Genomic DNA, 20,481 nt, shown 5'->3' on the forward strand with positions numbered 1-20,481 from the left:
CGTACCCGACATCTGGTCGGAAGGCAAGTCATTATACAAACGAAAGGACCCTGCCTATAGGCAAGATCCCTTCACCACCATCTATATCAACACGGCAGCAGAAAGCTCTAGAAACTTTCGACCGTCGGGATACGACGTCGGTTCATACAATCTATTCTCTGCTTTTAAAAATGTGCCATCTTCATAGCAACTATTTTCCAAAGGTACGCGGAATGGTATACGTATATTTACTTGCTGTACCATCCTGCTCCGTCTCATACATGAAGGTTTGGCTGTCTTCTGACCAGCTTCCTTTGACCCAGGCACCCTTCAAGGTACGCACTTCCAGCGTTGTCCGGTCTACACCATTGTCGGAAAGCTTATACACTTTCAGTTTTTTGCCCTCAATGACCACCGCATAGCTGCCATCAGGCGAATTAAGCTGATCTGTAGACGTCGCTTGGGCGCTAAAGGTGGAAGGATTACTGCTGTCCGGAGAGATCATCAAATTCGATGAAAATCCTTCATTGCGTACCGGGTTTTGCGACGCGGAGGGCTGCTGATCATTAGAAGCTGTATTGCTGCCCATATCTCCCGTCGTAGTCCCCAAATCCTTGGTAACCCCTTTGGAGGTCGTGTCTTTCGACGTATCATTTGAAGCAATCCGATTCTGTAACATCATACCCTGACTGACAGACGATGACGAATCATTAGCAGCCGTGCTGTTGTCATTACTGTCTTCAGTAGTACCCGTACCCGCTATGGGTGCTTTTTCTACTTTTGGTTCTCCTTGCTGTTCAGGGGCAATCGTTTGTTGCTCGGATTTACCCTGCTTTAACTGTTTGTCATCAGACTTAGGAGCATCCGCAGCAAAATCTTGCCCGGCAGATTTTTCTTTTGTGGTCTGACGATCCGCGCTTGGCTGTCCCTGCTGTCGATCCTGACGGGGAGGATGTCCCGCTGGCGCATGCTTCGTTGAATCTTGTTCACCAGTCTGTGGATCGTCATTTTGTGCAGCATCCTGTTTGGAAGGGTTCTTTTCATCATCCGCACTGTTCACATCCAGTTTGCTCGGATCAGATTGCTCCCCTGTGGATGGCTGGGTTGCGTTCGTTCCCTGATCCTCCTCTAACGGCTGCTTGGTCGAATCCGATCCAATAGCTGCATCGCGGCCTCCGCTTCCATTCACCGTACTTGGAACTTCTGTCTGTTCCTGCTGACTCATCACTCCAGGCGACTGGGGATCAAGCAAGCCTTCTGCATCCTGCACCGTTTTCGGTTCAAAATTGAATACTACAATTCCCAGTACAACAGCAGCGGCAGCCACGCCCATCGCAGCTCGCCCACTCATCCGGTTCCACCAAGGTATAGGTTGGGTACGCCGTCTCGGCCCCGGTCCAGGATCGGTAGCTACAGGCTGCATCTCCTGAAGCGCGCTTCCCTGCTCCTCACGTGCGCGGTCAATGGCATCAAGCTGAGGCATGATGGAATCCACCAGGCTGAACGCCGGGGAAACCGCAGGCAATTCCTCCAGCTCGCGGGAGAGCGTCTGAAGAATATGAAATTTTTCCGCACAGTCCGGGCAAGTCGCAATATGGTTCATTAATTGGGACGTCTCTTCTTCGCCCAGCTCATGATCCACATAACGCTGCATCCAATCCATCACCTCTTCCCCACACTTCATCCTGATACACCACCTTTCTGATATTCCTGAAGTAGCCCTTGCAATTGCTGTCTTGCACGATACAAGTATGACTTGACCGTATTAAGCGGCAAATCCAGAGAGTCGGCAATCTCGTTATAAGAGAAATCCTGCAGATATCTCAATACGATCACCGTCCGGTGGTGCTCTGGAAGCTGCTGTATAGCCTCACGAACATCCTGTGCCAAGTAAGAGGTCAGCACCTCGGCCTCCACATTTTGGGGATCGTTGAATATCATGTCGTGCTCGTCAATGGATACCGAGGGCTTCGTCCTCCTGAATTTGTCGATACATATGTTCGTTACAATGCGTTGAACCCAGGTTTTGAACTGCGCCTTTTCCTCATAAGAGTTAATTTTGGAATAAATCCGTATGAGGGCTTCTTGTGAAGCATCCATGGCGTCCTGTTCATTGTTTAAAATGTAATATGCCGTACGGTACACATGCTGTTCTATCTCTCTTAATAGGGTAATGAGAGCGTCGCGATCGCCCGATTGAGCGGCTCGAATGAGTCCCTGCTCTACCACAAAGGATCCCCCTCTCCCTGCAATATTACAGACGTTTCCCCTTTGCAAATTGTTGCAGGATAGACGTCTGACGATAATTTTATTTTTTATAGTGTAAAAAATGTTACCAAAAAGCCCATATTCCCCATTATAGCCTCCCTTAGAATAACAGAAAAAGGGAAGGTCGTCACCTTCCCTTAGCCCTTACTCACATAAATCTGCTGGAATCTGTCGAATTGAACTTGCATATTGTTACTTCTTGGAAATCAGGAAATCCGATATGAGCTCTAACTGGTAATTCAGGGCAATCGGGTCCTGAAAATAAAAGTCGTCAATCGAATACTGATATATTTTCCCTGCTTTAACAGAAGGAAGATTTTTCCATACGCTTTTAGATTCAATATCTTTCCCCTGATCTACTCCATCTCCCCTAATCCCCAGCATCAGGTAATCGGCATCGCCCAGCATCTCCGGTAAAGCCTCCATCGAAATACTGGCCCAGCCCTGTTCGAACGCCGCCTTTTCTACCTTCGCCGGGGCATGAAGCCCCAACTCATCGTAAAGTACGGCTCCTCCCCGTCCGTAGGACTTGCCATAGAGATATAATTCTTTGCCCGTTATCTCAAAAATAGCAATTTTTTTACCTGAATCAATAACATCAGACAAAGCCTGTTTCTTCTCAGCAATCCTGGACGCAAAATCAGCCAGGCATTTCTTCGCTTCCTGCTCCTTGTTCAACACCTTGCCCAGCTCTATCAGACGGTCCTTATAATTATATGTACCATATGGAATGAATACAGTAGGCGCTATTTTTTTCAGATTTTCATAAGCTTTCTCATCATAGGTAATGATCAGATCCGGATTCAGGGTGGTCACCTTTTCAAGGGACAGTGCGGAGCTATCACCGATATTTTCAACACCATTCAAGTATTTTTTATAGTATGGAGCATCGAATACAGTGTCTGGAGCCCCTACAGGTGTAATCCCAAGTGCAAGAACATCGCCTACATAGTCGCCGACCGCTACAACGACACGCTGTGGATGTTCAGGAATAGTAACTGTACCTTTATCGCTTTCATATGTACGTGTGGCAGCTGCATCACCAGTAGACGCAGTTTTGGAATCAGCCGTTGTCCCATTATCCGTTGCCATTCCTCCTCCATTCGTAGCGCATGCGCTCAGTACCAGCATTAATGAAATAATCAACAGGCAAGCCAAAGTTCGGAATTTTAAATAGTTCACAATAGTCCTCCCATTAATAATGATTCTCATTTTCAATACTATTAGATTCTATCAAAGCTCTTAGGTTATGTCCATGCAGGTTGTGTTAATAGCAAAAAGCCCACTCCTTAGAGTGAGCATATGTTTTAGTGTTTTACCTGAGTCGCTCTTGTGCTTATTGATCCAAAGTGTCCAATTGGGCATCAGCATATCGGCTGCCATGCACCTTATTTTTGGGACTCACGGCTTCGATGAGAGCTAAATCTTCTGTGGTCAGTTCAACATCCACGGATGTTGCATTTTCCTCCAAATATTTTACACGTTTGGTTCCCGGAATTGGCAATGCGCCATTCGCTATGGTCCATGCTAATGCTAATTGGGAAGGAGTGCAATTCTTCTCTTGGGCAACTTCTTTAATCTTATCGACAAGATCAACATTTTTCTGGAAATTATCACCTTGGAAGCGCGGCATATATCTGCGAACATCACTAGCTTCAAGATCCTCAAATTTACGCAACTCGCCGGAAATAAAGCCTCTGCTCAAAGGGCTGTAACCCACAAGCGTGATTCCCAATTCTTTTATCACAGGCAGGATTTCATCCTCAATCTCCCGACTCCACAGAGAATATTCGGTTTGTAAAGCAGAGATGGGATGTACCGCATGTGCGCGACGAACTGTAGCAGCAGATGCCTCTGACAAGCCGAGATAACGAACTTTCCCGGTCTTTACAAGCTCAGCCATAGCCCCTACGGTTTCCTCAATAGGAACATTCGGATCTACCCGGTGCTGGTAATAAAGATCAATATAGTCCACACCTAACCGACGAAGACTTTCGTCCGCTGCCTTTTTTACATAATCCGGATGACCATTAATGCCTTCAAAATTAGGGCCAAAAGCAAACTTTGTAGCAATAACGGCTTGTTCCCTGCGGCCTTTTAAAGCTCGTCCCAGTAGCTCCTCATTATGTCCATTACCATATACATCCGCAGTATCCAGCAAGGTGACACCTAACTCTAAAGCGCGATGAATCGTCCGAATCGATTCGTCATCATTAGTTTCACCGTATATTCCAGGAGACATGCCCATTAAACCCAAACCAAGAGATGAAACGACCAAATCACTATTACCCAGGTTACGTGTTTTCATGTAGTTGACCTCTCTTCCAAATCTTCATTTTTTAACTTCGAGATTCATCATAGCACATCAAAAAACACAATTCAAACAAAATATACGTTTTTTGTCTATATTGTTTTTGGAGTGTATAATATATATTCCATTATGGATATCAGTTATAATAAAGCAGGATTGGAGGCTAATGATGTGACCGACGATAGCAAGGTAATAGATAAAAAAAACGAGACATGCATTAAACTCAGCATGAAGCTGGCTCCCTATGTAAAAAAACACGGATTTCAGACATTACGTATGGATGAAATCGCAAAAATTATGGATATAAGTAGAGCAACCTTATATAAATACTTTTCAACGAAAGAAGAAGTTATAGAATACGTTGTGAACAATTTTATTGAGTTTATCAACGAATTGGTTATGGATTCATTGGATACAGATCAATTGTACGGGACTCGGTTTCAGCAGCTTTTTGAAAAATCAATTTTACTTGCTGTATATATTACAGACATTTTTTTAAATGAACTGGAGCACATATATCCTGAGAAGTATGATCGCTTAAGGATAGCGTTGCAGTTCCAAGAACAGCAATTGTTAGAATTTTATGAAGAGGGCATACAAAAAGGGGTGTTCAACCAAGTCAATGGCAAACTATTAATATTGCAGGATGAGCTATTGCGGTCCATGACTGATATTAAATACTTAATGTTAAACCACTTGACGATTTATCAGGTCTTGTATGACTTCTACCAATTAAAAAAGGTTCAATTATTTAAGCCTGAGAAAATTCAAAGCGTAGATGACGCATCGATGATACCTAGAATTGAGCATCTGGCCCAAAAAATCTCCAAGGAACTATACTAAATTCATTGAGAATTAGGTCCATTCCGGTCAAGTTAAAAGCAGGCTGCCACAGCGCCTGCTTGTTTGTATTTGAGAATTTTTCAAACTCCTCATTTTTTGTGCCGCACACTCAATTTGCCTTGGTGCGCACGGATTTGCACCTCTCCCATCGTATCTGTCCGATATATAGCAGAATCAACCGCCGATAAACGACCCAATACCGCTTCATTTGGATGCCCATACGTGTTGCTCGCTCCGACTGAAATGACGGATACCTTCGGTCGCCAGTAGGATAACCATTCTTCCGAGGTGGAATGCTTGCTACCGTGATGTGCTATTTTCATGACGTCTACCACTTGCCTTACAGCCACCGTTTCCCCTTTTGCTTCGGTATGGAAAGGAGAATGAGTTAACTCGGAGAGCAACAACGATTCTGCTGCATCATCCATATCTCCTGTGAACAAAAAGGAAGCCCCCTCCATCTCCAATATCATTGCAACGGAATAATGATTTTGTTCCTTCACAACGGGCAAACTTCCGGTTTCGTCCTCCTGCAACGGAAGCGGATGAATAAAGCGGATTTTCGTATCCTGATCCGGTCTCCACTCCATACCATAATGCGCACCGTACAGCTTGACCTGCTTGTTTACAGCCGTGTTCAATAGCTTGCGGAAAGGTGCCTTGTCTGTCAGGGTGCCGTTCAAAACCAAGGCCGATACTGGAATCTGGTCAAGCACAGCCTGCAATCCCCCAGCGTGGTCATGATCTCCATGCGTTAAAATGACAGCATCCAGCCGATGTACACCGCGCTGCTTCAATAAGGGCACAATCGTATCCTCACCTACCTCGTAGGGGTCTTTTCGCTTACGCCAAGCATTTTTTCCTGTCGTAAAATCCATCGTGCCCCCACCATCCACCAAAATGTGTTTACCACTCGGCGTTGTAATCAAAATGCTGTCGCCTTGGCCCACATCCAGGTATTGAACCATTCCCGTATTCCCATCACCTGGAGTTATATAACCTATACACAGAATGCCAAGCCAGCCAATACCGCTTACGGCCAGCGCCAAATGACTATTACCATTCCACTGTCGACGTGCATATTTGCCTGCTCCTTCAGGCTCATGCTCCGTCTGCAATATAGCTGCCCACTCCGCAGATGCCGCTAATCCTGTATGTATGGGTGATGGCATGGGAACGGATGTGCTTTGTCCCACCAAATTGCGTCCGGCTGAAAGCCTCCCCTTGTCCTTATCCAGTGCTACCTCAAAGCCCAGAGATTCATCTGTTCGCCTTCGAGATATCATCCATGTTTTGAGCCAGTACAGAATACTGTACAAAGCAGCATAATACGCTATGACCCACAGAATGGAGGAAGACGGCCAAATACTCACATAAGTGTCATCCACGTTCATCCATTTTACAAGCCAAAAGGTCAGTTCGTTCAGCTGCTCTGCTGGCCACGCAATGATACGTCCCCCGTCCTCCCATAGAAAGGTGATTCCCATCGCCACCGTTCCCAGTGGAAGCACGATATACGTAATAAGTGGAACAAGCACAAAATTAGCCGCAAACGATAGCAGCGAAAACTGATTAAAGTAGAAGACTGTCATCGGAAACGAAACAAGCTGCGCTGTGATCGTAATCGCAATTTCGCCGCCGATCAGAAGAGGCCATTTGGCGAAAAACGGCTTCATCAGCGGCATATAAATGAGCAGTCCGGCTGTTACCAGAAAAGAAAGCTGAAAACTGACACTAAGCAGGTAATACGGATTCCAAAGCAACATCAATAACGCAGACACACTCAAAATACTAAGCCCGTCCTTGAGCATTCCCCGTCTGGCTGCAAACAGGCCGATCATGGCCATAATTCCAGCCCTCACAACAGAGGGAGAAGCACCTGTCAGCAGTACATAAGCCGGAATAAGCACCATCACGACCGTAAGAGACGTCTCACGACTCACTCGCAATAGCTTGAACAAATACAGTAGTGTAGCTGCATATACCGCCACATGCATACCGGATATCGCTAAAATATGCGTTAATCCAAGCTGCGTAAATTCGTTATACGTTGCCGGGTCCAGCTCATCCGTAACTCCTAGTACAAGTCCTTTCATATATCCTGCGTGATGAAGAGAACCAAATGCCGATTCCATCCGTTGCCCTAATTGCTCCCTAAGCTGATCATTCCACCTGAACAAGGTGTAACGGTTCCACTGCGAAGCTTGCTGCTTCTGTAGCGAAGCGGCCCCATTCCCTTTGAAAAGCCAGTGAATCTCCTGTGTATGCAGGTATTCATTGTAATCAAAGCCGCCAAAGTTCCCCGCTTTTGCAGGAGCCTTTAAGCTACCACGCAGTTGAATTGCATCTCCACGCTGCCATCCTGCCGCCAGTTGCTGTTCCTGTTTGGCAGCCAGCTTGATGTGTACGATAACCTGTTCAGAAATAGCTTCGCTCTTCCCAACTCCGCCCTGAAAAGTGTCATTTTGAGAATCACTTCCCATACTGCTTATTGCATTAATCCTCATCTCAAACTGTGCCCGATCACCGTCTACCTGTACCTCGGAAGCGATGAACCCGGATGCACGAACAGGCACGTCTTCCAGCTTGGAGGCCGATACGTGAAGAGCCTCAGGAATATGGCTCACATTATGCATATCATGCCAAGCCCAATGGAATCCACCTCCGCTCAAGGCAAGCCATAATAACACCACATGCCGGACGGGAATCTTCATCAGTAGAGCCATAAGAGGAAAAATCAACGTGACGCCCGCCCAGAGCAATAGAAGCATACGTCCGGAATACAAACAAGCTCCTGCACTCCCCGTAATCCAACATACCGTAAGGGCTAAGATAGGTCTGCTTAAAACAAGTTTGGCTTGAATACAACCACCTCCCGATAGCAGAATATTGCTCTGTGTCCAAACCGCAAAACAAAAAAGAACCCCTGACAAAATAGCATTCGTCAGAGGTTCTTCCTCGGTTACTCTTTAATTCATCAAGTCTTAATTCATACATTTTAATTCATAACATCCATCAGCGTTTCTTTCGGTGGATGGTAGTTATCCAGCATACGGAAGGCAATCCCTTTTTGCTCCATCATGCCACGAACCTTGTCGGCATCCTTTGGGTAAGGTCGGTGGTATACGATCTCCACAATTCCGCTGTTCGCCAGCATGTTGGCACACGTCCAGCATGGCTGGTCGGTCACATATACTGAGGACCCTTCACGATCAATGCGGTCGGTGAACAGCAGCAAGTTCTGCTCCGCATGAATAGTGCGGATACAGCGCTGCTTCTTAACCATTTCATCCCGCCCCTCGCGATGAACGACTTCGTACTCCTCCGAAATCATACAGCCTGCCTCAGAGCAGTCGGGTACCCCGGATGGTGCACCATTATAGGCCGTGCCCAAAAGCTTTTTGCCTTGTACAAGTACGGCTCCAACATGACGCCGCGAGCAGCGTGAACGGGTGGATACCATATAAGCGATATCCATAAAATAGGTGTCCCAGTCCTTGCGTACATCTGTACTCATATCCATCTCTCCCGTAAACACAAGTTACAACGTAAATATATCCGCTAAAGCCATCCTGACAGCCTTGCCACATGTCCACTTATAAGCTGACGTAAGGCTTCATTTTCGCCAACATTTTAGCACCGATTCCCTTCACATGATCCAAATCGCTCACACGCTTGAACGGCCCATGCTGATTACGATAGCTCAGAATCGCTTCGGCCTTTTTAGCTCCAACCCCTGGCAGTTCCATTAACTCAGCAGCAGTCGCCGTATTAATGTTCACCTTTTTTTCACCGGAAGCGGATGAAGCAACCGGATCGCCTGCTGTATTCGACCTGTTCGTCGTGGCATTCGAGCTTTCAACGCCAGTAACGGAACTCGAATCCATCACCTCAGACTGCTTTATGGTACTGGAGCTTTCGCTTCCATCGACCGATGCACCAGCAGAATCCTGTACAGCCTCACGCTTCACATGGCCAGCTCCTTCGCCACCCGAACTGAGTTCAGCTTTGCCTGAGGCTTCGGCTACAGCACTCTTTCCCTGAGTCTGGCCGCTATTGCTCCGTGACTCATTTTGCTCCGGCTCTACCGCTAAAGCCTGCTCCACCTTATGATTAAGCACCTGCCACTCTTCTTCCGGCTCTGGACGCTGCCCACCAGCAAACAGAATAAGCCCACTGCCGATTAGGGAAAGCACTATTGCCGTTCCAGTCCATAAGCGGTTCATTTCCATTTTGTCCCCTTCTCCACATAGATTTTAGGGAAAGTGAGCCACTCAATACAGCGTCTCAATCGAACAGAGCAAGCCTGTCCTATTCCCGTTAACCGGAGGATGTAAACAACCTCCATACGGTCTCGCTGTGAGCCATTTTCCAAAGAGTGGTACGACCTTGGGCACGATCTAACATGCTCAGACATAAAATTCGTCATGTCGGCCAAGACCGGGTGCATACACTAAGAAGAATGACAGCGTCTATACCGCAAAGTATGAAAGGAGGACGTTGAACGATGAAAGTTGGATTTATCGGGACTGGCAGCATGGGAAGTCTGCTGATTGAATCTTTTATTCATTCCAACGCACTTAAACCACAGCAAATATCAGCAAGCAATCGAACGTATTCCAAGGTAGCCGAGCTGGCCCGTCGTTATCCAGGATTACATGCAGCCCAAAGCAACCGTGAGACGGCAGCGGATAGCGATATCCTGTTTATCTGCGTGAAGCCGCTGGAATCCAAAGCCGTAACGGATGAAATACGCAACGTCATTACAGAAGAGCAAATCGTCGTTTCTATTACAAGTCCGGTACAGCTACGCATCCTGGAGCATTCACTGAAAGCCAAAGTGTCCAAAATTATTCCCAGCATTACCCACCAGGTAGGCAGCGGAGCCTCACTATGCATCCATGGCAGCCGGATTACAGAGGAGGATCGCTCCCTTCTGGAAGAGCTTATGTCCCACATTAGCAGGCCGATTCGGGTTAAGGAATCCCATACACGTATTACGTCGGATTTTTCCAGCTGCGGCCCTGCTTTCCTAGCCTTTTTTATGGACCAGTGGATTCATGCTGCGGTTCAGGCCACGGGTATAGACCGTACGGAACTATGCGCCCTGGCTGGTGAAATGATTATCGGCACAGGAAAGCTGCTTACTGAGGGCGGAATGACACCAGCCGAGTTGCAGGCGAGGGTAGCAGTTCCCGGAGGTATTACCGCTGAAGCCCTCGCACTGCTGGACATCAGCCTGCACAGCGTCTTCCCCGAGCTGATACGGGCCACACACAACAAGTATGAGGAGGACATGCAAAAGATAGACGCCTCCTTCGGCTTAAAGCCGATTAACCCGCAACAATATTGACCAGTTTGCCTGGTACTGCAATCACCTTGCGAACCGTTTTACCGGCCAGCGCCTGCTGAACGTTGTCCAGCGACAGAGCGAATGCCTCCATCGCTTTGGCGTCAAGGTCTTTGGCAATCGTCGCACGCTGCACGATTTTACCGTTCACCTGCACCACAATTTCCACTTCGGCATCCACCGTCCATGCTTCATCATAAGCAGGCCAAGCCGCGTAGGTAATGCTTTCGTTGTGTCCCAGCAGCTGCCACAGTTCCTCGGCCAGATGCGGTGCAAGCGGCGACAGCATTTGCACGAAGTTTTCCATTGCTGCACGCGGCAAACGGTCTGCTTTGTATGCATCATTGGTAAAAATCATCAGTTGGCTGATCGCCGTATTGAAGCGCAGCGCGTCCAGATCCTCGGTTACTTTCTTCAGCGTTTTATGCCAGGTCCGATTGAACTCATCACTGCCGCCTTCATTTGAAATTTTATCGTTCAGGCTGCCATCCTCGGAAACGAACAGGCGCCATACACGGGACAGAAAACGATGCGCTCCCTCAACCCCGTTTTCGCTCCAAGGCTTGGTCGCTTCCAGCGGCCCCATAAACATCTCATAAATGCGCAGCGTATCCGCGCCAAACGTATTCACAATATCGTCAGGGTTGATGACATTACCGCGTGATTTACTCATTTTTTCATTATTGTTGCCTAGAATCATACCCTGGTTGACCAGCTTGTAGAAAGGCTCTTTTGTTTCTACAACGCCAATATCATACAGCACCTTGTGCCAGAAACGAGCATACAGCAAGTGAAGAACCGCATGTTCCGCACCGCCGATGTACAGATCCACAGGCAGCCATTCGCGCTGCTTCTCCTTGGATACAGGCTCTTTATCGTTATGCGGATCAATATAGCGCAGGTAATACCAGCAGCTTCCCGCCCATTGTGGCATGGTGTTCGTCTCACGGCGTGCTTTCAAGCCCGTCTCGGGATCAATAGTTTCTACCCAGTCCGTCGCATTGGCCAACGGGGACTCTCCTGTGCCTGAAGGCTTGATGTTATCCATTTCCGGCAGTACGAGCGGCAGTTGATCCTCAGAAACTGTTTTGATCGTTCCATCTTCCAGATGAATCACCGGAATCGGCTCGCCCCAATAGCGTTGACGGCTGAACAGCCAGTCGCGCAAGCGGTACGTCACTTTTCCTTGTCCTTTACCCTCGGCTTCAAGCCATTCAATCATCTTCGGAATGGCTTCCTCATTCGTAAGTCCATTCAGCGGACCTGAGTTGACGTGCGGACCATCCTCGGTGTATGGCTCTTTAGCCACGTCTCCACCTTGGACAACCTCAATGATATTCAGCCCGAATTGCTTCGCAAATTCCCAGTCACGTGTGTCGTGACCTGGTACAGCCATGATCGCGCCTGTTCCGTAGCCTGCCAGCACATAGTCAGCAATCCAGATCGGCAGCTTTTCACCGTTCACCGGATTCACCGCGTAAGCGCCTGTGAAGACACCCGTTTTATCCTTCGCCAGATCCGTACGCTCCAGATCGCTTTTACGGGCAGCTTGTTCACGGTATTGATTTACGGCATCCTTTTGCTCAGGTGTAGTGATAACATCCACCAATTCCTGCTCAGGAGCCAGCACACAGTAGCTTGCGCCGAACAGCGTATCCGGGCGGGTTGTAAATACCGTTAATTGCTTGTCATGGCCTTCAATTGGAAAATGAACCTCTGCCCCAGTAGACTTGCCGATCCAGTTCCGCTGCATATCTTTAATGCTTTCGGACCAATCCAGCTCCTCCAAATCATCCAGCAGACGATCAGCATATTCCGTTATTTTCAGCATCCATTGACGCATAGGTTTGCGGATAACCGGATGACCGCCACGCTCACTCTTGCCGTCAATTACTTCTTCATTCGCCAACACCGTTCCCAATGCAGGACACCAGTTCACAGGCACTTCAGCTACATAAGCAAGACCGCGCTTATACAGCTGTATGAAAATCCACTGTGTCCATTTATAATAATCGGGGTCTGTTGTGCTGATTTCACGATCCCAGTCGTATGAAAAGCCAAGCGATTTGATTTGACGGCGGAAGTTATTAACATTTTTTACCGTAATTTCACGTGGATGCTCTCCCGTATCCAGCGCATGCTGCTCGGCAGGCAGACCGAAGGCGTCCCAACCCATCGGATGCAGTACGTTATAGCCGCGCATTCTTTTATACCGTGAAACAATATCCGTTGCCGTGTAACCTTCCGGGTGGCCTACATGCAGACCAGCTCCAGACGGGTACGGGAACATATCCAAAGCATAAAACTTCGGTTTGCCCGGCTCTTCCCCGGTACGGAACGTTTTGTTCTCATCCCAATATTTCTGCCATTTTGGTTCAATACTTTGCGGTTGATAGCCGTGCTTCGGCTGTGTGTCTGTCATTGTCATTTCCTCCTCAAACGGTATGCAACAAAAAAACCTCTGCATCCCGTAGCGTGTCAGCGCTAGGGACGAGAGGTTATATTCCCGTGGTACCACCCTAGTTAGCAGAAAGCGTTCTTCGCCTTCTACTCCCTTTGCACCTGATAACGGAGGTGATCCGATGCGGGTTAATAACAGGGTTCAAGCACCTGTATAGGGCATTCCTGCGTTGGGCGCATATCTCCGAGGCGAGTTCACTTTGCACTGTCAACCGGCTTGCACCATCCGCCGGCTCTCTACATGTCCAGACAAAACTACTATTCCTCATCAGCGATTGTTTAACCGTTAATAATGGCACTATTATATTGAAAACCGCGAAAAAAGTCAAATAAGGACTACATCTGGTGCTAAACACCAACTTCATTCGTTTGCTCCATGACACACGGAGGCAAATGTTTTATAATTAGCTCCGAGCCAGATTGAGATGAGTTGAGATGAGAAAGGTGAGCTGAGACATGGCACAAATTAAAATTTACGGAATAAAAGAAGCACTGAATCCAATCAAGGAGCAACTTTCAGATGTGATTCACTTCGCTGTGGTGGATGCGTTCCAATATCCCCCCGACAAAAGGTTTCATCGTTTTTTCCCGATGAATCAGGAAGACTTCATATTTGCCCACGATCGCTCGCAGGCATACACCATTATTGAAATTAGTGTGTTTGAAGGCAGAACGACAGAGGCTAAAAAGCACCTCATCCAGCTGCTATTCCAAAGAATTAACAATTTAGGCATTGCCCCGCAGGATCTTGAAATTACTATATTCGAGACACCGAAACAGAATTGGGGCATTCGCGGTGTACCCGGTGATGAACTTCAACTGAACTATAAAGTAAACATATAATTTGAAGCTCTTATGCAAAAAGACGCCCTTCATGTCATCATGAAAAGCGTCTTTCTTTGTCCTATATTAGCCTGATAAAGCTTCATTATTTTACAGCAACATAAAATAATCTGGCCGCGTCATCTACTGCTTCTACCCATTCAAAGTCCGCATATACCTTCACATCGCGAAAACCGGCTTTGGACAATTCCGTTTTCATCCAGTCCGGGTCATAGGCACGTTGCACATGAATCTCCTCGAACCGCTGGTATACATCGCGCCCTTCATTTTCTGCTCTCGCAAAAATGCTGAGATGATGCTCAATTTCACAGCGCGGAGTGTCCAACGCACAAGTCCAGATATATGAGATGGAGCGCTCGTCCAGTACAAAGGGCTGCTCATCATCATAACGCACAAACGTCTGGGGATGATGTACATCGAACAGAAAGGTTCCGCCAGGCTTAAGACCGGCATACGTTCTGCGAAAAGTAGCAGTAATGTCCTCTTCCTCCAGCAAATAATTCAGACAATCGCAAAAAGAAATGACAGAATCCACAGGCTCTGGTAAACTCCATTCCCGCATATCCTGCTCTATCCAGCGAATGCTACCCTCACGGAACAAACGCTGTCCTTGCGTAGTCGTTTCCATTTTGCGACGGGCTACTGCCAGCATATCTGAAGACAAGTCGATGCCAGCCACCTCGAAGCCCGAGTTGACCAGTGGAATCGTAATGGAGCCCGTCCCACAGCCCAGCTCTGCCACCGTATGCGGCATACCATGCTGATCCCAGGCCTGCCGAGCAAAACGCAGCCAGTCCGGGTACGGCATGTCCTGCATCAGCTCATCATACACATAGGCAAACTTCCGGTAAGAAGCCATTTTTTATTCCCCATTCCCGTCCTTCGGTTCAGGCATTTTCTCCACCAGATAGGTCCAGTTTTCCTTTTGCGTAACCAGCCCTTCCTTCATCAGCTTGCCCATGGCACGCTTGAAGGCGGATTTACTGATACCAAACCGTTGCTTAATAATATCCGGCGGCGTGGCGTCGGAATAAGGCATACCGCCACCCGGCCGCTCTTTCAAAAAGGCAATGAGACGATCCGCATCCTCATCACGGCCCACTTCCTTGCGCGGCGACATCGCCAAATTCACCCGACCGTCTTCACGAACCAGTGTGACCCGTACCTTCACCTCTTCACCCAAACGAAGCATCCGGTTACGTTCCGAGGAATGGATCATGCCAATCGCGCCAAAACCAAGCACGCCTCCGTCCACCAGGACAAATGTCCCCATCTGAAGCGGCTTGTACACCGTCGCCTGCACCCACGTATTGAGCCATGAATCAGGTGCATGGAAGGACAATGGAGCCAGCTCTTGCTCACCCGCCAGCTTCGCTCGCAGCCTGCCCTGCTTATCATGTTCCATGATAGCATAGACGTAGTCGCCCACCTGAGGATGCAAATCCCGGTTCTCAGGCAACTCACGAATCGGCAGCAGCAATTGACGACCCAATCCCATTTCCAGAAAACAACCCAGACGCGGATGCACATCCGCCACCTGTAGCTTTGCCAGTTCGCCCAACGACAGGAACGGTTTTTTCATGGTAGCGGCCAAACGGTCCTCTGTATCGTGAAAAATAAATACTTCCAGCCGTTCTCCAACCTCAATCTCACGTGTCAGCTCCGTATAATGCAGCAGTACATCCTGATCGCCAACTGTGAGAAAGTAGCCGAAAGGGGATACCTCACGATCTACCATAATCGTGACATAAGTACCAGCAATCAGATTCATACCTTCTCCACAACCTTAGCGTCCGACCAAAGTCTTTCAATGTTATAATATTCACGCTCGTCGCGATGGAAGACATGCACTACGACATCTCCCAAGTCCATCAGAACCCAGCGGCCGGAATCCATTCCTTCGATCCCTTTGATTGTTGTACCTTCATCATGAGCGCGTTTGCGAATTTCCGTCACAATCGCCTGTACCTGAGTATCCGAATTACCGTGGCAGATTACAAAATAATCCGCGACAAGGGATACGCCCCGCAAGTCAAGGGCTACAATATTCATGGCCTTCTTATCTTCAGCGGCCTCAACCGTAATTTGCATTAATTTCTCATTAGTTATGGTCATTCATGAACCTCCGATTTTCTCTGTTTAAGTTGTTGGATCAGATCATTTCGCGACAGTACCGTCAGCGGAAAAATAACCTTTTGCTTCTCCAGCAGCAGTGAAATCGTGGAATCAAATCCAGCGACAAGACCCTGCTCCAAACTTTTTTTCGCCTGTTTGCGGATATGATCTACCCCAGGGAAATCTCGTCCCGGTTCGATATAATCAGCGAGACACACGACCTTGTCCAGCAAACTCATGCCCACACGGCCTGAGGTATGCCAGCGAATGGCATTCCGTATTTCAGAGTCTTCCACCCCATAGTCTCTCGCTGCAACGCAATATCCTACCTCAGAATGCCACAGTTGCTTGTCATGCTGCAAAAGCTCCTGGTCACATTCGGGATGACTGCGAATCACTTCCTCCATCTGCTGAACGGACCAATATTTCGCTACATCATGCAAAATAGCCGCTAATTCGGCCTTATCCGGGTCCGCGCCATACCGCTTGGCAAGCTCCACGGAGGTATGCATGACACCCAGTGTGTGCTTCCAGCGTTTTTCAGGCATTTGACCGGATACAGCCTCCATCAATTGCTCACGGCTGTACTTCATACAAACCGCCCCTTGTAATGTAGTCATGCACACGATCAGGCACAAGATAGCGAATGGTGCGCCCTTCCGCAACACGTTCCCGAATATCCGTCGAAGAAATATCCACCACCGGCATATCCGCCAGCAGCACCTTGTTCTGCAAATAATGCGGTAGTTCATTCAGCGCAAGCTGGAAACCGGGACGCCGGACACCGATAAAACAAATTCGCTGTGCCAGCTCCTCAATCCCCTGCCAATGAGGTAAGTAATTCACCATATCCGCGCCGATAATAAAATAAAAATCTACAGCAGGATGCAGCTCCTGAAGCTCTTTGATCGTGTCAATAGTATAAGATACCCCACCTCGAAGCACTTCAATATCTAACACTCCAAAAGCAGGATGGCCCGCCACCGCTTCACTCGTCATCTCCAGCCGCTCTGTGCCGCTAGCCCCCGCCTGGTGCTTGTGGGGAGGGATATGGGAAGGCATGAACCATACATGGTCCAGCGCATAGGCATCCCTTGCCGCTTCTCCAGCCAGCAGATGTCCAATATGAATCGGGTCAAATGTACCGCCCATAATACCGATTTTCATAGTCTCCTCCCCGCGTGTTTATCCTCTAGGCAGCTCGATTTGCTTGTTATCACGGGATTCCTTGTACAAAATAATCGTGCTCCCGATGAGCTGTACAAGCTCGGAACCTGTTTCCGTAGCCAGTTCTTCCGCAATTTCATGCTTGTCATCCAGACAGTTGTTCAAAATCTGCACCTTCATCAGCTCGCGCTTTTCAATCGCATCGTTAATGTGACGCATAAGATGCTCGTTCGTACCGTTTTTCCCTACTTGAAAAACCGGGTCCAGATGATGCGCCATCGAGCGCAAATACCTTTTTTGTTTACCTGTTAACATGTATACTTAACTCCTTCATAACCACATATGCCATGCGGCAATTCCATAATTTTAGTGTAAAATCCGACTTACGACAGGCTTCTCAGCACAGCCGCTCTCATTTCGTCTACAGCAGGGGCTACGCCCATAAAATACTCAAAGGCCACTGCTCCCTGATACACGAACATGCCCAAGCCTCCGTGTACGGTGCAGCCGCGCTGTTTACGGCTTTCGCGCAAAAATCTCGTTTCCAGCGGGTTGTAGATCAAATCACTTACAATGATTCCTTCTGGAATCAGACTCGTTTCCAGCGGAAGCTCATCGGATAGAGGAGACATTCCTACCGAGGTCGTATTGATCAGCACATCCACCGATGCAAGCACGCTCTCCGCTTCATCGTTAGAATAACCCGTCACAGGGATTGCTTCCGTCGTCCACTCCAATGCCAGCTGCTCGGCCTTATCGCGTGTCCGATTCAGAATAATGACCGATTCCGGCTGTTCCTCCAGTAACGCATGAATCACACCTCTGGCAGCACCTCCGGCTCCGAGGACCGCAATTCTTGTGCCTTTCAGCTTGACCGAAGTCTCTTCTTTGAGGGAACGCACGTAGCCGATCCCGTCCGTATTGTAACCCTTAAGTCGTCCGTTGTCGTTCACAATCGTGTTGACAGCGCCGATGAGTCTGGCTCCTTCATCAATCTCATCCAAATATTTCATAACTTCAACTTTATGGGGAATCGTCACATTGACTCCGCGGAAATGCAAAGCCCGAATCCCCTTCATGGCGTCCTCCAGCTGATCGGGCTTGACGTGAAGAGGAACAAAATCCCCCTCTATCCCCGCTGCCTTTAAAGCTACTTTATGCATGAGAGGCGATTTGGAGTGCTTGATCGGATCACCCAATACGCCCAATAATACAAGACCTTGTTCGGTCACTCCAGACTCCCCGCTGCTCATCGTCGTTCTCCCCCATGTTGCAAAATATTAGGCTGCACAAATACATGAACGGCGGCAGGAACCTGAATCTGTTCCTTGCCGCCCGATCACATGGTTCAACATTCGTTAAATCAACGAAGGCCGTAGAAGGACACGGATTCCCCGAGGAGCATGAACCGCTACCAAAGCCCCGTTCTCACTATTGACCCTGATCCATCCCAGACCGGAGATATAAATATCCGATTGAGATTTACGAGGAACGCGGAACTCATGTCTTGTCCATTCCGGCATATCTGCCAACTGATCACGTGTCGGCGGTGACAACAGTTCTCCGGCATGATCTTCGAACAGTTGATCCGCCCGCTCCAGCTTGGTGCGATGAATTTTAAGACTACCGTTGATGTAGCAGGTGAACGATTGATGTTGACCTTCTACAAAATCAAACCTCGCCATCCCACCGAAAAACAAGGTTTGTCCGGGGTCCAGCTGATAAGCAGCAGGTTTCAGCGGCTTGTCCGGCATAATGGCGCTCAAATCCTGCCGGGACACGATTTCACTGAACCGCCAAGGGTACACAATACCCGGTGTATCAATAATATGCTTACCGTCGTCGAGCGGAATATTCACCATATCCAGCGTCGTTCCCGGGTAACGGGATGTTGTTAACTCCTGCTCCATATCGCTATGATCACGGATCAAGCGGTTAATGAGCGTGGATTTACCAACATTTGTTGCACCGACCACATACACATCCCGATTGCCACGCAACTCGGACACCACATCCAGCAGACGATCAAAGCCCTGATTTTTTTTGGCCGAGCACAGAACGATATCGGCCGTGCGAAGTCCTTGCTCCTTAGCCTGCTTTTGCACCCAGTTGAGGACCTTGTTCCAGTTCGTTACCTTAGGCAACAAATCCGTCTTGTTCACAGCCAGTACAACCGGATTAGATCCTACGAAACGTTGCAAGCCGGAAATCAGACTGCCTTCAAAGTCGAAAATGTCCACAATGTGGATGACGAGAGCGTCCTTGTCCCCAATTTGGCTGAGCAGTTTCAGGAACTCATCCTGATCCACAGCTACCGAAGACGTTTCATTATAGTTTTTAATCCGGAAACAGCGCTGACAGATGACAGGCTCGCGTGTAAGCAATTTTTCAGGAATATATCCCGGAAGCTCCGGGCTAGTGGTCTGCATCGTGATACCGCACCCACTACATTTGACAGCAGTTCCGCCGTCAGGTCTTTCAGTCATTCTTCTTTTCCTCCTCAAGCCATAAGCCTTTCTTACGTAACCTTGTGAGCGCGATTCGCTCCAACCGCCGATTAAAGCGGGTCATGATTCCTTCATCATGGATGGATATTGGCAGCACCAGCACCGTGTGCAATCCCAGTCGGTTGCCACCCAATACATCCGTCAACATTTGGTCCCCGACCATTATAGTCTCTTCCGGGGTAAGTCCCATCATACGGATGGCTCTGCGGAAGGACGAGTTGGAGGGCTTCCGTGCGGCATGTATAAATTCAATGTCCAAAGGCGTAGCGAACACAGATACACGTCCCATATTATTGTTGGACACGATGACAAGCTTAAAACCCGCCTGTTTGACCTTCTCAAACCAGGCCACCAGCTCGGGAGTCGCATTCGGCGCTTTTGCACCAACCAGCGTATTATCCAAATCCGTAATAATGCCGCGATATCCTTGAGCATACAAGCCTTCAAGATCAATATCAAAGACGGTATTTACCCGTAATTTGGGCATCAGCATTTCAAACAACGTCGGTCACCTCAGTTTCATACGACAAACTATACCATATTAATAGGGGTTAGTAAAAAGCTATCCGCAACAAACGGACAGCTTTTTACAGAGCATGTGATGAAGATTATAAATCGGCAGCTTTCGAGCCGAGTAA

General features: G+C 48.2%; 20 protein-coding genes and 1 other annotated feature. Of the genes, 3 read left to right on the top strand and 17 right to left on the bottom strand.

Annotation, left to right across the window (positions count from 1 at the left end):
• Positions 1-190: 190 nt before the first annotated feature.
• The 4 genes from ABIA61_RS08600 to ABIA61_RS08615 form a co-directional block, all read right to left on the bottom strand.
• Positions 191-1,663 (bottom strand): anti-sigma factor family protein, encoded by a 1,473-nt coding sequence (locus tag ABIA61_RS08600; protein WP_283652563.1) that lies wholly within the window; start codon positions 1,661-1,663, stop codon positions 191-193.
• Complete coding sequence (locus ABIA61_RS08605; RefSeq protein ID WP_014282534.1) at positions 1,660-2,208, bottom strand: RNA polymerase sigma factor; 549 nt, start codon at positions 2,206-2,208, stop codon at positions 1,660-1,662. The genes ABIA61_RS08600 and ABIA61_RS08605 overlap by 4 nt, the downstream gene beginning before the upstream one ends.
• A 231-nt stretch (positions 2,209-2,439) precedes the next feature.
• Positions 2,440-3,429: an iron-hydroxamate ABC transporter substrate-binding protein gene (locus tag ABIA61_RS08610; protein ID WP_283652564.1), complete on the bottom strand. Its 990-nt coding sequence runs from the start codon at positions 3,427-3,429 to the stop codon at positions 2,440-2,442.
• Between the two features lie 154 nt (positions 3,430-3,583).
• Positions 3,584-4,555, bottom strand: coding sequence for an aldo/keto reductase (locus ABIA61_RS08615; protein ID WP_283652565.1), 972 nt, complete (start codon positions 4,553-4,555; stop codon positions 3,584-3,586).
• A gap of 174 nt (positions 4,556-4,729) precedes the next feature.
• Between ABIA61_RS08615 and ABIA61_RS08620 the strand changes: the two genes are divergently transcribed.
• Positions 4,730-5,401 (top strand): TetR/AcrR family transcriptional regulator, encoded by a 672-nt coding sequence (locus ABIA61_RS08620; protein WP_283652566.1) that lies wholly within the window; start codon positions 4,730-4,732, stop codon positions 5,399-5,401.
• A gap of 89 nt (positions 5,402-5,490) precedes the next feature.
• On the opposite strand, the gene ABIA61_RS08625 is transcribed toward ABIA61_RS08620, so the two are convergent.
• The 3 genes from ABIA61_RS08625 to ABIA61_RS08635 all read right to left on the bottom strand — a co-directional run bounded on the left by ABIA61_RS08625 (position 5,491) and on the right by ABIA61_RS08635 (position 9,627).
• The gene (locus tag ABIA61_RS08625; RefSeq protein ID WP_404580567.1) at positions 5,491-8,172 is read right to left on the bottom strand and encodes a ComEC/Rec2 family competence protein; all 2,682 of its coding nucleotides are present in this window, start codon (positions 8,170-8,172) and stop codon (positions 5,491-5,493) included.
• 227 nt (positions 8,173-8,399) lie between these two features.
• Complete coding sequence (locus ABIA61_RS08630; protein WP_404580569.1) at positions 8,400-8,918, bottom strand: deoxycytidylate deaminase; 519 nt, start codon at positions 8,916-8,918, stop codon at positions 8,400-8,402.
• A 79-nt stretch (positions 8,919-8,997) separates the two neighbouring features.
• Complete coding sequence (locus tag ABIA61_RS08635) at positions 8,998-9,627, bottom strand: ComEA family DNA-binding protein (protein ID WP_283657165.1); 630 nt, start codon at positions 9,625-9,627, stop codon at positions 8,998-9,000.
• A 281-nt stretch (positions 9,628-9,908) separates the two neighbouring features.
• Here ABIA61_RS08635 and comER point away from each other — a divergent pair, with 281 nt between their 5' ends.
• Positions 9,909-10,754 carry a late competence protein ComER gene (gene comER / locus ABIA61_RS08640; RefSeq protein ID WP_283652570.1) on the top strand — a complete coding sequence of 282 codons (846 nt, stop codon included), beginning with the start codon at positions 9,909-9,911 and terminating at the stop codon, positions 10,752-10,754.
• Here comER and leuS read toward each other — a convergent pair.
• Positions 10,735-13,173 carry a leucine--tRNA ligase gene (leuS, locus tag ABIA61_RS08645; protein WP_283652571.1) on the bottom strand — a complete coding sequence of 813 codons (2,439 nt, stop codon included), beginning with the start codon at positions 13,171-13,173 and terminating at the stop codon, positions 10,735-10,737. The genes comER and leuS overlap by 20 nt on opposite strands.
• Positions 13,174-13,234: 61 nt before the next feature.
• Positions 13,235-13,492, bottom strand: a binding site (T-box leader).
• Positions 13,493-13,667: 175 nt separating this feature from the next.
• On the opposite strand from leuS, the gene ABIA61_RS08650 reads away from it, so the two are divergent.
• Positions 13,668-14,054 carry a tautomerase family protein gene (locus ABIA61_RS08650; RefSeq protein ID WP_404580570.1) on the top strand — a complete coding sequence of 129 codons (387 nt, stop codon included), beginning with the start codon at positions 13,668-13,670 and terminating at the stop codon, positions 14,052-14,054.
• A gap of 85 nt (positions 14,055-14,139) precedes the next feature.
• Here the strand turns inward: ABIA61_RS08650 and ABIA61_RS08655 are convergent, their stop codons facing one another.
• From ABIA61_RS08655 to ABIA61_RS08695, 9 genes are all read right to left on the bottom strand, one after another.
• Positions 14,140-14,913 (bottom strand): class I SAM-dependent DNA methyltransferase, encoded by a 774-nt coding sequence (locus ABIA61_RS08655; protein WP_283652573.1) that lies wholly within the window; start codon positions 14,911-14,913, stop codon positions 14,140-14,142.
• 3 nt (positions 14,914-14,916) lie between these two features.
• Entirely contained in the window at positions 14,917-15,825 is a 909-nt protein-coding gene (locus tag ABIA61_RS08660; protein WP_014282544.1) for a CvfB family protein, read from the bottom strand.
• The gene (gene rsfS / locus ABIA61_RS08665) at positions 15,822-16,169 is read right to left on the bottom strand and encodes a ribosome silencing factor (protein WP_025682016.1); all 348 of its coding nucleotides are present in this window, start codon (positions 16,167-16,169) and stop codon (positions 15,822-15,824) included. The genes ABIA61_RS08660 and rsfS overlap by 4 nt, the downstream gene beginning before the upstream one ends.
• Positions 16,166-16,762: a bis(5'-nucleosyl)-tetraphosphatase (symmetrical) YqeK gene (gene yqeK, locus ABIA61_RS08670; RefSeq protein WP_283652574.1), complete on the bottom strand. Its 597-nt coding sequence runs from the start codon at positions 16,760-16,762 to the stop codon at positions 16,166-16,168. The genes rsfS and yqeK overlap by 4 nt, the downstream gene beginning before the upstream one ends.
• A complete protein-coding gene (gene nadD, locus ABIA61_RS08675; RefSeq protein WP_283652575.1) occupies positions 16,746-17,336 on the bottom strand; it encodes a nicotinate-nucleotide adenylyltransferase in 591 nt (196 codons plus the stop codon). The genes yqeK and nadD overlap by 17 nt, the downstream gene beginning before the upstream one ends.
• Before the next feature lie 18 nt (positions 17,337-17,354).
• Positions 17,355-17,651: a ribosome assembly RNA-binding protein YhbY gene (gene yhbY, locus ABIA61_RS08680; protein WP_014282548.1), complete on the bottom strand. Its 297-nt coding sequence runs from the start codon at positions 17,649-17,651 to the stop codon at positions 17,355-17,357.
• A gap of 68 nt (positions 17,652-17,719) precedes the next feature.
• A complete protein-coding gene (gene aroE, locus ABIA61_RS08685; protein WP_404518707.1) occupies positions 17,720-18,589 on the bottom strand; it encodes a shikimate dehydrogenase in 870 nt (289 codons plus the stop codon).
• Between the two features lie 105 nt (positions 18,590-18,694).
• Positions 18,695-19,822 (bottom strand): ribosome biogenesis GTPase YqeH, encoded by a 1,128-nt coding sequence (yqeH, locus tag ABIA61_RS08690; RefSeq protein WP_283652577.1) that lies wholly within the window; start codon positions 19,820-19,822, stop codon positions 18,695-18,697.
• Entirely contained in the window at positions 19,815-20,345 is a 531-nt protein-coding gene (locus ABIA61_RS08695) for a YqeG family HAD IIIA-type phosphatase (RefSeq protein WP_044645131.1), read from the bottom strand. Before ABIA61_RS08695 ends, yqeH begins: the two co-directional genes overlap by 8 nt.
• Between the last annotated feature and the right edge of the window lie 136 nt (positions 20,346-20,481).

Origin of the sequence: Paenibacillus sp. RC21 (assembly GCF_044907935.1) — a bacterium.
In the GTDB taxonomy this organism is placed as follows: Bacteria; Bacillota; Bacilli; order Paenibacillales; family Paenibacillaceae; genus Paenibacillus; species Paenibacillus terrae_A.

Excerpts from the sequence above, each read along its gene's own strand:
- ABIA61_RS08655 (WP_283652573.1), bottom strand. The coding sequence starts at position 14,913 with ATGGCTTCTTACCGGAAGTTTGCCTATGTGTATGATGAGCTGATGCAG.
- yhbY (WP_014282548.1), bottom strand. The coding sequence starts at position 17,651 with ATGTTAACAGGTAAACAAAAAAGGTATTTGCGCTCGATGGCGCATCAT.
- yqeK (WP_283652574.1), bottom strand. The coding sequence starts at position 16,762 with ATGAAGTACAGCCGTGAGCAATTGATGGAGGCTGTATCCGGTCAAATG.
- nadD (WP_283652575.1), bottom strand. The coding sequence starts at position 17,336 with ATGAAAATCGGTATTATGGGCGGTACATTTGACCCGATTCATATTGGA.
- ABIA61_RS08615 (WP_283652565.1), bottom strand. The coding sequence starts at position 4,555 with ATGAAAACACGTAACCTGGGTAATAGTGATTTGGTCGTTTCATCTCTT.
- yqeH (WP_283652577.1), bottom strand. The coding sequence starts at position 19,822 with ATGACTGAAAGACCTGACGGCGGAACTGCTGTCAAATGTAGTGGGTGC.
- comER (WP_283652570.1), top strand. The coding sequence starts at position 9,909 with ATGAAAGTTGGATTTATCGGGACTGGCAGCATGGGAAGTCTGCTGATT.
- ABIA61_RS08630 (WP_404580569.1), bottom strand. The coding sequence starts at position 8,918 with ATGAGTACAGATGTACGCAAGGACTGGGACACCTATTTTATGGATATC.
- rsfS (WP_025682016.1), bottom strand. The coding sequence starts at position 16,169 with ATGACCATAACTAATGAGAAATTAATGCAAATTACGGTTGAGGCCGCT.
- leuS (WP_283652571.1), bottom strand. The coding sequence starts at position 13,173 with ATGACAGACACACAGCCGAAGCACGGCTATCAACCGCAAAGTATTGAA.
- ABIA61_RS08660 (WP_014282544.1), bottom strand. The coding sequence starts at position 15,825 with ATGAATCTGATTGCTGGTACTTATGTCACGATTATGGTAGATCGTGAG.
- ABIA61_RS08600 (WP_283652563.1), bottom strand. The coding sequence starts at position 1,663 with ATGAAGTGTGGGGAAGAGGTGATGGATTGGATGCAGCGTTATGTGGAT.
- ABIA61_RS08625 (WP_404580567.1), bottom strand. The coding sequence starts at position 8,172 with ATGCTTCTATTGCTCTGGGCGGGCGTCACGTTGATTTTTCCTCTTATG.
- ABIA61_RS08635 (WP_283657165.1), bottom strand. The coding sequence starts at position 9,627 with ATGAACCGCTTATGGACTGGAACGGCAATAGTGCTTTCCCTAATCGGC.
- aroE (WP_404518707.1), bottom strand. The coding sequence starts at position 18,589 with ATGAGCAGCGGGGAGTCTGGAGTGACCGAACAAGGTCTTGTATTATTG.
- ABIA61_RS08650 (WP_404580570.1), top strand. The coding sequence starts at position 13,668 with ATGGCACAAATTAAAATTTACGGAATAAAAGAAGCACTGAATCCAATC.